This window comes from Pseudomonas sp. TWI929, from assembly GCF_039673335.1.
Lineage (GTDB): Bacteria > Pseudomonadota > Gammaproteobacteria > Pseudomonadales > Pseudomonadaceae > Aquipseudomonas.
The window spans coordinates 1-10,773 of the sequence record NZ_JBDJLK010000128.1; the positions used below are offsets into that span (position 1 = coordinate 1).

Below are 10,773 nucleotides of genomic sequence, written 5' to 3' on the forward strand. Positions count from 1 at the left end.
CCCGCTAATATCCCGCGGGGTGGCCGGGCCCGGGATTCGCGGGTGTTGGGGTGTTAACCCGCTCCCACAGGGCTGGCGGGGCCTTCAGGTGAGGCCAAGCTCACCCCAGATCCGCCGCACTTCACGGCGTTCATCGGCAAACTGCGCCGCATCGATCACCCCGGCCTGCTTCTGCAGGGCCTGGCGGTGCGAGGCCGAGCGGAACGCCTTGTACACTTCACGCAACAGCACCGCGTCACTGGCAGGCATCAAACCTGCCTGCTCCAGCTCTTCCAGAATGCGGATGTTATCGGTCCATCGGAGTATGGCCGGGTGGTCATGGGACCAGGCCAAAGCGGCGTATTGCACCATAAATTCGATATCGACGATACCGCCGGCATCCTGCTTGATATCGAACGGCACGCCCGCCTCGAATGCATTGGCTGCGGTACCGGCAGCCGTGGCCTTGGTGCCGAGGTTGTCACGCATCTTGGCGCGCATTTCGCTCACTTCACTGCGCAGTTTTTCCAGGTCGCGGGCCTGGCCCAGCACCTTGGCGCGCACACTTTCAAATGCTGCGCCCACCTGCTTGCAACCCACCAGCACACGGGCCCGCACCAGGGCCTGGTGCTCCCAGGTCCAGGCTTCGTTCTGCTGGTAGCGCTCGAACGCGCCCAGCGAACTGACCAGCAGGCCCGAAGCGCCGGACGGGCGCAGGCGCATGTCCACGTCATACAACTGGCCCGAGTTGGTCTGGGTGGTCAGCAGGTGAATGATGCGCTGGCCCAGGCGGGTGAAGAACTGCGCGCTGTCGATAGGCTTGGCGCCGTCGGTCTCGGCCTGCGGGTCGCCGTCATGAATGAACACCAGGTCCAGGTCCGAGCCGTGGCCCAGCTCCAGGCCGCCAACCTTGCCATAACCAATGATGATGAAGCCTGGGTCGCACAGGCTGCCGTCGCTGCGCTTGGGCTGGCCGTGGCGGGCCACGGTCTGGCGCCAAGCCAGGGCCAGCACCTGGTCGAGAATCGCTTCACCCAGCCAGGTCAAGTAGTCACTGACTTTCATCAATGGCAGGTTGCCGCTGATTTCCGAGGCAGCCACGCGCAGGCTGTGGGCCAGCTTGAAGTGGCGCAGCGCCTCCATCTGCTGTTCCAGGTCATCCTCGGGGATGCGCGTAAGGCGCTCACGCAGCTCACTGGCCAGCTCTGGTGCCAGTGGCGGGCTGAACAGGCGGCCTTCGTTGAGCAGTTCGTCGAGCAGCAGCGGGTAGAGGGCGATCTGCTCGGCAATCCACGGGCTGGCGGCGCACAGGGTCAACAGGCGGCGCAAGGCGCCAGGGTTTTCGGTGAGCAGTACCAGATAGGCAGAGCGCCGCGCCACGGCCTCGACCAGTGGCAGCACGCGCTCAAGCACCAGGTCGGGGTTGGCATGCTCCACCGCCTGGGCCAGCAGCCGCGGGATAAAGGCATCCAGGCGCTCACGGCCAATGCGCTGCATCGAGCGCAACTGCGGGCTGGAGCGCAGCCCGGCGAGGCGCCGCAAGGCTTCGGCGGGTTGCTTGAAACCGGCCTCCTGCAGCTGGCGGCCAGCGGCTTCTTCGTCCTGCGCCTGCTCCCACAGCGGCGACCATTCGCCACCCACCACCAGTTCGCCTTCGCCGTCTTCTTCATCCGGGTCGGCGATCACCTGGCGGAAGTGCCAGTCGATACGGCCACGCCAGTACATCAGTTGGTCATGGAAGCTCTGCCAGTCGGCAAAACCGAGGATGTAGGCTACCCGCGCCTGATCGGTCTCGCCTTCCGGCAGCATTTGCGTCTGGCGGTCGGCGATGGCCTGGATGGCATGTTCGGTGTAGCGCAGGAACTCATATCCCTCGCGCAGCTCGGCAACTACCGCTGGCGGCAGGTAACCCTGGCCCTCCAGGGTGGCCAGCACCTTGAGCAACGGCCGCTGCTGCAGGCTGAGGTCGCGCCCGCCGTGAATCAACTGGAAGGCCTGGGCGATGAACTCCACCTCGCGGATGCCACCGGCACCCAGCTTGATGTTGTCGGCCATGCCCTTGCGCCGCACCTCCTGCTGGATCAGCTGCTTCATGGTGCGCAGCGCTTCGATCGCGGAAAAGTCCAGGTAACGGCGGTAGACGAACGGGCGCAGCATCTCTTGCAGCTGCGCGCCGGCCGCCTGGTCACCAGCAACCACCCGCGCCTTGATCATCGCGTAGCGTTCCCAGTCGCGGCCCTGGTCCTGGTAGTACTGCTCCAGCGCATTGAAGCTGAGTACCAACGAGCCGGCCGAGCCATAGGGGCGCAGGCGCATGTCGACGCGGAACACAAAGCCGTCGACGGTTACCGGGTCCAGCGCCTTGATCAGCCGTTGGCCCAGGCGGGTGAAGAATTCCTGGTTGTCCAGCGAACGCTTCACACCTTCGGTTTCACCGCCTTCGGGGAAGCCGAAGATCAGGTCGATGTCCGACGACAGGTTCAGCTCCACCGCACCCAGCTTGCCCATGCCCAGCACCACCATGTGCTGCGGCTGGCCGCTGCGGTTGCCAATGGGCGTGCCGAACTGCTGGCAATGGCGCGGGTACAGCCATTGGTAGGCTTCATCGATGGCGGCATCGGCAAGGTCGGACAGGTCTCGGCAGGTTTCACCCAGCTCGGCCTGGCGGGTGATGTCGCGCCAGATAATGCGCAGCTGCTGGCGGTTACGCTCGCGGCGCAGGTTGCGCGCCAGCTCGTCTTCGCCCTGTGCCGCCTGGGCCGCCGCGGCAATTTGCCCGCGCAGTTCACCCGGGGCGTAACGCCGCTCCAGCTCGCCACTGGCCAGCAGGGCGAACAGCATGGCCGGCTCGCGCTGGGCCAGGCTGAGTACGAAGTCGCTGGCGGCAGCAACCTGATCGAACTGCTGCCGCTGGGCCGGGCTCCAACTGTTCAGGTCGAGTTCGGGGTGGCCGGCCACGGCATCGCTGATGAACTGCTGGTTGCGAGTGACCAGCGGCTGCAAGGTGGCAGGCAGATCGGACGGCAAAGGTAGGCGCATGGTCTATCCTTGATCGGCGTGAAATAGAGGGGAAAAAGCGGCCAAGGGGAAGCTGGACCACGGTTGGACTGTCGTACAAAAGTTGGAAATAGCTGAAAAAAACGAAAAATTGGCAATAAACATCAAGAACCACCCGTTCGCGACACAATGCCAACCAACATGAACGTTTTTCCTCACAAGCCAAGGTGCGACCAAACGTCGCACAAATGTAGTTTTACTACTACTCGTGTCGTGTAAAAGCATGAAATGCGAAAGCAAATGTAGTAAAACTACAACGCGCCGGAAGACACCCCGGTAATCCAAGAATTCACGACGTCTGCCCATAAGGCCAGTCGCAATCTCAGGCAATCGATTCTGGTTGCCTTTCCGCCCTGGAGCAAGCCATGCAAGACCTCGATCCAATCGAAACCCAGGAATGGCTGGATGCCCTGGAGTCGGTCCTCGACAAAGAAGGCGAAGACCGCGCTCATTACCTGATGACCCGTATGGGCGAGCTGGCCACCCGTAGTGGCTCCCAGCTGCCGTATGCGATCACCACGCCATACCGCAACACCATCCCTGTCACCCACGAAGCACGCATGCCTGGCGACCTGTTCATGGAACGCCGCATTCGCTCGATGGTGCGTTGGAACGCCTTGGCCATGGTCATGCGCACCAACCTGAAAGACTCGGACCTGGGCGGACACATCTCCAGCTTCGCCTCCAGTGCCACCCTGTACGACATCGGCTTCAACTACTTCTTCCAGGCCCCGACCGAAGAACACGGCGGCGACCTGATCTTCTTCCAGGGCCACGCTTCGCCAGGCGTCTACGCCCGTGCCTTCATGGAAGGCCGCATCAACGAAGACCAGATGAACAACTTCCGTCAGGAAGTGGACGGCAACGGCCTGTCTTCGTACCCGCACCCATGGCTGATGCCTGACTTCTGGCAGTTCCCGACCGTATCGATGGGTCTGGGCCCGATCCAGGCCATCTACCAGGCACGCTTCATGAAGTACCTGGAAGCCCGCGGCTACATCCCGGCCGGCAAGCAGAAAGTCTGGTGCTTCATGGGCGACGGCGAGTGCGACGAGCCGGAATCCCTGGGCGCAATCGCCCTGGCCGGCCGCGAGAAGCTGGACAACCTGATCTTCGTCATCAACTGCAACCTGCAGCGCCTCGACGGCCCGGTTCGCGGTAACGGCAAGATCATCCAGGAACTCGAAGGCGTGTTCCGTGGTGGTGGCTGGAACGTCAACAAGGTTGTCTGGGGCCGCTTCTGGGACCCACTGTTCGCCAAGGACACCAACGGTGCCCTGCAGCGCCGCATGGACGAAGTCATCGACGGCGAATACCAGAACTACAAAGCCAAAGACGGCGCGTACGTTCGTGAAAACTTCTTCAACACCCCAGAGCTCAAGGCCATGGTCGAAGACCTGTCCGACGAAGAGATCTGGAAGCTCAACCGTGGCGGCCACGACCCGTACAAGGTCTACGCGGCGTACCACCAGGCGGTCAACCACAAAGACCAGCCTACCGTCATCCTGGCCAAGACCATCAAGGGTTACGGTACCGGTGCCGGCGAAGCCAAGAACACCGCGCACAACACCAAGAAGGTCGACGTCGACAGCCTGCGTCACTTCCGTGACCGCTTCGACATCCCGGTCAAGGATGCCGACCTGGAGAACCTGCCGTTCTTCAAGCCGGAAGAAGGTTCTGCCGAAGCCAAGTACCTGGCCGAGCGCCGCAACGCTCTGGGCGGTTTCGTGCCACAGCGCCGCGCCAAGAGCTTCAGCATCCCGACTCCGCCACTGGAAACGCTGAAAGCGATCCTGGACGGCTCGGGCGACCGCGAAATCTCCACCACCATGGCTTTCGTGCGTATTCTGGCGCAGCTGGTCAAGGACAAGGAAATCGGCCAGCGCATCGTCCCGATCATCCCGGACGAAGCCCGTACCTTCGGTATGGAAGGCATGTTCCGCCAGCTGGGCATCTACTCGTCGGTCGGCCAGCTCTACGAGCCAGTCGATAAAGACCAGGTGATGTTCTACCGCGAAGACAAGAAGGGACAGATCCTCGAGGAAGGCATCAACGAAGCCGGCGCCATGTCGTCGTTCATCGCTGCCGGTACCTCGTACAGCTGCCACAACCAGCCGATGCTGCCGTTCTACATCTTCTACTCGATGTTCGGCTTCCAGCGCATTGGCGACCTGGCCTGGGCCGCTGGCGACAGCCGCACCCGTGGCTTCCTGATCGGCGGTACCGCCGGCCGTACCACCCTCAACGGTGAAGGCCTGCAGCACGAAGACGGTCACAGCCACATGATGGCGGGCACCATCCCGAACTGCCGCACCTACGATCCAACCTACGGCTACGAGCTGGCGGTGATCATCCAGGACGGCATGAAGAAGATGACCGAAGAGCAACAGGACATCTTCTACTACATCACCGTGATGAACGAATCCTACCAGCAGCCAGCCATGCCGGCCGGTGTCGAGGAAGGCATCATCAAGGGTATGTACCTGCTGGAAGAAGACACCCGCGAAGCCGCGCACCACGTACAGCTGATGGGCTCCGGCACCATCCTGCGCGAAGTCCGCGAAGCCGCGAAGATCCTGCGTGAAGAGTTCAACGTCGGTGCCGACGTGTGGAGCGTCACCAGCTTCAACGAACTGCGCCGCGACGGCCTGGCCGTAGAACGCGCCAACCGCCTGAAGCCTGGCCAGAAGCCACAGCAGACTTACGTCGAAGAGTGCCTGGCTGGCCGCAAAGGCCCGGTCATCGCCTCTACCGACTACATGAAGCTGTTCGCCGAGCAGATTCGCCAGTGGGTACCGAGCAAAGAGTTCAAGGTCCTGGGTACCGACGGTTACGGTCGCAGCGACAGCCGCAAGAAGCTGCGTCACTTCTTCGAAGTCGACCGCCACTTCGTGGTGCTGGCTGCCCTGGAAGCCCTGGCTGACCGTGGCGAGATCGAACCAAAGGTTGTTGCAGACGCTATCGTCAAGTTCGGTATCGACCCGGACAAGCGCAACCCACTGGACTGCTGAGGAGTATTTTTAAGTGAGCGAACTCATTCGCGTACCTGACATCGGCAGCGGTGAAGGTGAAATCATCGAGCTGTTCGTCAAGGTCGGTGACCGTATCGAGGCTGACCAGAGCCTGCTGACCCTGGAGTCCGACAAGGCCTCCATGGAGATCCCGGCCCCCAAGGCCGGCATCATCAAGGAACTTAAGGTCAAGCTGGGCGACCGCCTGAAAGAAGGCGACGAGCTGCTGGTCCTGGAAGCCGAGGGCGCCGCTGCTGCGGCCCCTGAGGCTCCGGCCGCTGCACCGGCTCCAGCTGCTGCGCCGGCCCCGGCCGCTGCAGCCGCCCCTGCTCCGTCAGCAGCCCCGGCTGCCGCCAGCGTGCAGGACATCCACGTGCCGGATATCGGCTCGTCGGGCAAGGCCAAGATCATCGAAGTGCTGGTCAAGGTCGGCGACACCGTCGAAGCTGACCAGTCGCTGATTACCCTGGAGTCCGACAAGGCCTCCATGGAAATCCCGTCGCCGGCTGCCGGCGTGGTCGAAGAAGTCCTGTGCAAGCTGGAAGACGAAGTCGGCACTGGCGACCTGATCTTCAAGCTCAAGGTTGCAGGCGCAGCGCCTGCTGCTGCCCCGGCTCCAGCCGCCGCTGCACCTGCCCCAGCTGCCGCGCCTGCTGCTGCCGCACCAGCTGCCGCTCCGGCCACAGCTCCGGCTCCGGTCGCTACTGCACCGGCCGCCGGCAGCAACGCCAAGGTTCACGCCGGCCCGGCAGTACGCCAGCTGGCCCGTGAATTCGGTGTCGACCTGGGCGCAGTTGCCGCCACCGGTCCGCACGGCCGCATCCTGAAAGAAGACGTGCAGGTTTACGTCAAGGCGATGATGCAGAAGGCCAAGGAAGCTCCGGCAGCCGCTGGCGCGACCGGCGGTGCCGGCATCCCGCCGATCCCGGCCGTGGACTTCAGCAAGTTCGGTGAAGTGGAAGAAGTGGCCCTGACCCGCCTGATGCAGGTCGGTGCCGCCAACCTGCACCGCAGCTGGCTGAACGTACCGCACGTGACCCAGTTCGACTCCGCCGACATCACCGAGCTGGAAGCCTTCCGCGTTGCGCAGAAGGCCGTGGCCGAGAAGGCTGGCGTGAAGCTGACCGTGCTGCCACTGCTGCTCAAGGCCTGCGCCTTCCTGCTCAAGGAACTGCCGGACTTCAACAGCTCGCTGGCGCCAAGCGGCAAGGCCATCATCCGCAAGAAGTACGTGCACATCGGCTTCGCCGTGGACACCCCGGACGGCCTGTTGGTCCCTGTGATCAAGAACGTCGACCAGAAGAGCCTGCTGCAACTGGCTGCCGAAGCCGCTGCACTGGCCGAGAAGGCGCGCACCAAAAAGCTGTCGGCCGACGACATGCAAGGTGCTTGCTTCACCATCTCCAGCCTCGGCCACATTGGCGGCACCGGCTTCACGCCGATCGTCAACGCGCCGGAAGTGGCTATCCTGGGCGTCTCCAAGGCGACCATGCAGCCAGTCTGGGATGGCAAGGCCTTCCAGCCGAAGCTGATGCTGCCGCTGTCGCTGTCCTACGATCACCGTGTGATCAACGGCGCTGCCGCCGCGCGCTTCACCAAGCGCCTGGGCGACGTGCTGGGCGATATCCGCACCATGCTGCTGTAAGGCAGCACACTGCCCCTCCCTGCGAGGGGCAGTACCCTTTTCGAGCTGCCACGCTCGTACCTCAACCCCGTCATTTGGCGGGGCTTTTTTTTGCCTGGCATAAGGCACATTGGAGCCGCAAAACGGCCCCGAAATCTCCAGCCAAACTACAGATTCCGGCCAAACCGCCGATAACCCCTCCACAGCATCACGCATGGCTGCTTGCCAGCCCTCGGGACATGATGCAACCTTGCCGAACCCGCCGCCGCCCCAAGGCCGCGTTCTCTCTTCAAGCGAGTCTTCGATGAAAAGCCAACCCGATGCCGCCAGCCGTGTGGCGGCCGAGGTCGTCACGCAGTTACCCGTGCCCTCGCGGCTCGGCATGCTGCGTTTCGAAAGGCTCAACGAAGCCACTTGGGCCATGCTTTACCTCGACCCGGCCTGCGAGCGCCAGTTCGGCCTGCAAGCTGGCGACCTGTGCGCCCTGGTAGACGCGCCCTACGCCAGCCTGATGGAACCCGAGGCGCGCTACCGGCTGCATGACGAGATCCAGCTGCAACTGGCCCAGCGCGGCTACTACCGCGTGCGCTACACCCTGCACGCGCCAGGCGCGTCGCTGCGCCTGCTGGAGTCGGGTGAAGCCTTCAAGCAGCACAACCGCCAGCTGCTGCGCGGTTACCTGAGCGTACTCGACGGCCAGGCCGAAGATTGCGCCGAGGGCGACGCCAGCGACCTTGAGTCGCGCAACAACCGCCTGCAACTGGCCCTGCAACTGAACCAGCGCGCCCAGCAGGAGCAACTTGAGCACCTGGAGCGTGTACGCGGCCAGCAGGACCTGATCCTGCGCCTGGCCCGCCAGCGCTACAGCGCCGGCAACTCACTGCTCGAAGCCGCCCAGCTGATTACCCAGAGCGCCTGCGAAATCTACAAGGTCGACAGCGCCAGCATCTGGCACCTGGATGACCAGCGCCTGGAGCCGATCATCGCCTGGTACCGCGAGGCACAGGAGCACCGCCAGCCCGAAGCCATCGATGCCAGCCGCTTCCCCGACTACCTCGACGCCCTGCACGCCAGCCGCGCCATCGATGCCCACAACGCCGGCCATGACCCGCGCACACGCGCCCTGACACAGAGCCTGCGCCCGGAAAACAAAGCCATGCTCGACGCCAGTATCCGCGTCGATGGCCAGGTGATCGGGGTGCTATGCCTGGAGCAGACCGGCCAGCCACGGGCCTGGCAGTCGGACGAGATAGCCTTTGCTGGCGAGCTGGCCGACCAGTTCGCCCAGGTCATCACCAACCACAACCGGCGCGCCGCAGCCAATGCCCTGCACCTGTTCCAGCGTGCAGTCGAGCAAAGCGCCAGCGCCTTCCTGCTGGTTAACCGCGATGGCCGGGTGGAGTACGTCAACCCCAGCTTCACCGCCATCACCCAGTACAGCACCGAGGAAGTACAGGGCCGCCACCTCGGTGAGCTGCCGGCGCTGGAGAACCTCAGCGAGCTGCTGTTCGACTCGCCGTCGAGCCTAGCCATGGGTAACAGCTGGCAGGGCGAGTTCAAGAGCCGGCGCAAGAACCTCGAGCCGTACTGGGGCCAGCTGTCGATTTCCAAGGTGTACGGCGACAACCGTGAGCTGACCCACTACATCGGCATTTACGAAGACGTCACCCAGACCAAGCTGGCCCAGCAACGCATCGAGCGCCTGGCCTACACCGACAACCTGACCAACCTGGGTAACCGCCCGGCGTTCATCCGCAGCCTCGACGAACGCTTTGCCCGCGACGGCGAAAGCTCGATGTGCCTGCTGCTGGTAGACATCGACAATTTCAAGCGCATCAACGACAGCCTCGGCCACCAGACCGGCGACAAACTGCTGATCAGCCTGGCCCGGCGCCTGCGCAACAGCCTGCACACCGGCGGCATCCTGGCCCGTTTTGCCAGTAACGAGTTCGCCGTGCTGCTTGACGATACCAGCCTGGAAGATGGCCAAAGCATTGCCCAGCAGTTGCTGCGCACCCTCGACAAGCCGATGTTCGTCGACAACCAGCTGATCAACGTCACCGCCTCGGTGGGCCTGGCCTACGCGCCACTGCATGGCGCCGACCCGGCCAGCCTGATGAAAAACGCCGGCTTGGCGCTGCACAAGGCCAAGGCCAACGGCAAGCACCAGGTGCAGGTGTTTACCGAAGTGCTCAATGCCGAGGCCAGCTACAAACTGTTCGTCGAGAACAACCTGCGCCGCGCCCTGACCCAGAACGAGCTGGAGGTGTTCTACCAGCCCAAGCTGTGCCTGCGCAGCGGCCGCCTGCTGGGGCTGGAGGCGCTGCTGCGCTGGAACCACCCCGAGCGCGGCATGATCCGCCCCGACCAGTTCATCAGCGTGGCGGAAGAAACCGGCCTGATCATCCCCATCGGCAAATGGGTGGTGCGCCAGTCGTGCCGCATGAGCCAGCAACTGCGCGAGGCTGGCATGGGCAACCTGCACGTGGCCATCAACCTGTCGCCCAAGCAGTTCTCCGACCCGGACCTGGTGGCGTCGATCAGCAGCATCCTCAAGGAAGAAGCCCTGCCCCCGCACCTGCTGGAGCTGGAGCTGACCGAAGGCCTGCTGCTGGAAGCCAGTGAAGACACCCACCGCCAGCTGGACGAGCTGAAGGCCCTGGGCCTGACCCTGGCCATGGACGACTTCGGTACCGGTTATTCGTCGCTGAGCTACCTGAAGAAGTTTCCGATCGACATCCTCAAGATCGACCGCAGCTTCATCAACGAAATCCCGGATAACCAGGACGACATGGAAATCACCTCGGCGGTGGTGGCCATGGCCCACAACCTGAAGCTGAAGGTGGTGGCCGAGGGTATCGAGACCCCGGAGCAGCTGGCGTTCCTGCGCCGGCACCGCTGTGACGTGGGCCAGGGCTACCTGTTCGACCGGCCGATCCCCGGGCGCGAGCTGGCTGAGCGGTTGAAGCGCTACCCGCGTGGACCGGTGGCCTGACAGCGGCTTCAACCTCGGGCACTATAGAAGCCATTCGGGCCCTATCGCCGGCAAGCCAGCTCCCACAGGGACCGCACAGGTCTCGAAACCTGTGGTATCCCTGTGGG

At 63.6% G+C, this 10,773-nt stretch carries 4 protein-coding genes; 3 read left to right on the forward strand and 1 reads right to left on the reverse strand.

Going from position 1 to position 10,773, the window contains the following annotated elements; genetic code table 11:
* Positions 1-84 precede the first annotated feature (84 nt).
* Positions 85-3,018, reverse strand: a complete 2,934-nt coding sequence (gene glnE / locus ABE456_RS27090; protein ID WP_346646663.1) for a bifunctional [glutamate--ammonia ligase]-adenylyl-L-tyrosine phosphorylase/[glutamate--ammonia-ligase] adenylyltransferase — start codon at positions 3,016-3,018, stop codon at positions 85-87.
* 383 nt (positions 3,019-3,401) lie between these two features.
* Here glnE and aceE point away from each other — a divergent pair, with 383 nt between their 5' ends.
* The 3 genes from aceE (at position 3,402) to ABE456_RS27105 (ending at position 10,666) form a co-directional block, all read left to right on the forward strand.
* Positions 3,402-6,047, forward strand: coding sequence for a pyruvate dehydrogenase (acetyl-transferring), homodimeric type (gene aceE / locus ABE456_RS27095; protein WP_346646664.1), 2,646 nt, complete (start codon positions 3,402-3,404; stop codon positions 6,045-6,047).
* Positions 6,048-6,060: 13 nt separating this feature from the next.
* Positions 6,061-7,692 (forward strand): dihydrolipoyllysine-residue acetyltransferase, encoded by a 1,632-nt coding sequence (aceF, locus tag ABE456_RS27100; RefSeq protein ID WP_346646665.1) that lies wholly within the window; start codon positions 6,061-6,063, stop codon positions 7,690-7,692.
* 283 nt (positions 7,693-7,975) lie between these two features.
* A complete protein-coding gene (locus tag ABE456_RS27105; RefSeq protein WP_346646666.1) occupies positions 7,976-10,666 on the forward strand; it encodes an EAL domain-containing protein in 2,691 nt (896 codons plus the stop codon).
* The last annotated feature ends 107 nt before the right edge of the window (positions 10,667-10,773 follow it).

Coding starts and splice junctions, on each gene's coding strand:
- ABE456_RS27105 (WP_346646666.1), top strand. CDS start 7,976: ATGAAAAGCCAACCCGATGCCGCCAGCCGTGTGGCGGCCGAGGTCGTC.
- glnE (WP_346646663.1), bottom strand. CDS start 3,018: ATGCGCCTACCTTTGCCGTCCGATCTGCCTGCCACCTTGCAGCCGCTG.
- aceE (WP_346646664.1), top strand. CDS start 3,402: ATGCAAGACCTCGATCCAATCGAAACCCAGGAATGGCTGGATGCCCTG.